We start from the raw sequence: 1562 nt of genomic DNA on the forward strand, positions 1-1562 counted from the left end.
AGCCAGAAACTAGACAAATCATCCGGATCCAAGTAGAGACTGGTGCTTGTTTAGAATGGTTGCCCCAGGAAACGATTGTATTCAATGGTGCAGTTTACCGGCAGGATTTGCGGGTAGAATTAGCGCCGGGAGCCCGTTGGTTAGGCTGGGAAATTACCCGATTTGGACGGAGTGCTAGAGGAGAAAGGTTTGTGGAGGGAAATTGGCGATCGCATACGGAAGTTTGGCAGCAAGGACATCCCCAGTGGATTGACCGACAATGGTTACCAGCTAGCGAAGCCACCTTCTCTAGTCCTTATGGTTTAGCGGGACAACCAGTGGTAGGAACATTAGTTTTGGTAGGGGAAGCGCTATCATCAGAGATTCTCGAACAAGCCAGGGAACTTTGGAATGCTAGGGAGTATGTAGGGGAAGCTGGGGTAACTCAGCTGATGTCAGGATTATTATGCCGCTATCGTGGTGGTTCAACTGAGGAGGTGAGACACTGGTTTACGGAGGTTTGGCAACTGTTGCGCGTTAATCTATTCGGGCGTCCTATTATTAAGCCACGGGTTTGGCCGTTGTAATATCAAAATTGCTACTAACCACAGGATCAAACAATGCAACTGACACCCCAAGAAAAGGATAAACTACTAATTTTTACTGCCGCCTTATTGGCAGAACGACGCAAGGAAAAGGGGTTGAAGCTAAATTACCCAGAAGCCGTTGCCTACATTTCTGCGGAAATTTTGGAAGGTGCAAGGGAAGGACGTCCAGTAGCTGATTTAATGAGTTACGGCACTACCCTGCTGACGCGGGATGATGTGATGGAAGGAGTCCCCGAAATGGTGAATGAAGTCCAGGTAGAAGCAACCTTTCCCGATGGGACTAAACTGGTTACTGTACATGACCCAATTCGTTAATCCCACAAAAAGCTTGATAAGTAACTGTTTAACTCATCTTAAATCATCAGAGGATTCACCGGAGTTGACGGAGTTCTTCTGTGAGATGGATAAGTTGGTTTCTGAGGTCATTGATTTGCTCACTGCTTAGTTGTGCAGTTCCTTGATGATCTACGATGTTATTCAGGCTATTCATACAGTCATTAATCGTATAAAGACAGTTATCAACAATCTGGATTCGTTTCGTCAAGATTTCTTTGAACTTAGGCTCATTTGATTCAAGAATCCTATTGTTGTTGGGGTGAACTTTATTCAGTTGGAATTTTAAGATTTTCCATGATTTAACTAGTGAAGGGAGTCCCATAAGCACGAAACAATGGTTAAAAAACCTTTAAAAAAATTAAATCAAACACCAGACAGGAAAACAAAAAAGTAGGGAGAGTAGTCATGACTAATTTAATATGGCGAATAGTTGCCAAAATAAATTTCTGAATAACCGGCTGCTGATCAAGCAAGATTTTTCCATAAGTAGGATATTTTTGGCGATTAGTATAGCTTTAAAAGCAATGTAAGATGTCAGAGTTGACCAAAAAGGAATCATTAACTGTAGAAATATAACCATCAAATATTTAATAAATAAAAATTCAATAACACCTATATCGATTATTCAGAACAGACTAG

At 41.8% G+C, this 1562-nt stretch carries 3 protein-coding genes; 2 read left to right on the forward strand and 1 reads right to left on the reverse strand.

Annotated elements, in window-relative coordinates:
* Both F6K37_RS41750 and ureA read left to right on the forward strand, forming a co-directional pair.
* On the forward strand, nt 1-566 hold a 566-nt coding region (locus tag F6K37_RS41750), incomplete at its 5' end, for an urease accessory protein UreD (RefSeq protein WP_287257135.1).
* A 33-nt stretch (nt 567-599) separates the two neighbouring features.
* Complete coding sequence (gene ureA, locus F6K37_RS41755) at nt 600-902, forward strand: urease subunit gamma (protein WP_008179425.1); 303 nt, start codon at nt 600-602, stop codon at nt 900-902.
* A gap of 55 nt (nt 903-957) precedes the next feature.
* Here the strand turns inward: ureA and F6K37_RS41760 are convergent, their stop codons facing one another.
* Complete coding sequence (locus F6K37_RS41760) at nt 958-1131, reverse strand: hypothetical protein (RefSeq protein WP_154659670.1); 174 nt, start codon at nt 1129-1131, stop codon at nt 958-960.
* Nucleotides 1132-1562: the final 431 nt, after the last annotated feature.

It is taken from the genome of Moorena sp. SIO4E2 (assembly GCF_010671945.1).
In the GTDB taxonomy this organism is placed as follows: Bacteria; Cyanobacteriota; Cyanobacteriia; order Cyanobacteriales; family Coleofasciculaceae; genus Moorena; species Moorena producens.

What these genes read in the sequence shown, in the direction of transcription:
- ureA (WP_008179425.1), top strand. Translation starts at nt 600, where the DNA reads ATGCAACTGACACCCCAAGAAAAGGATAAACTACTAATTTTTACTGCC.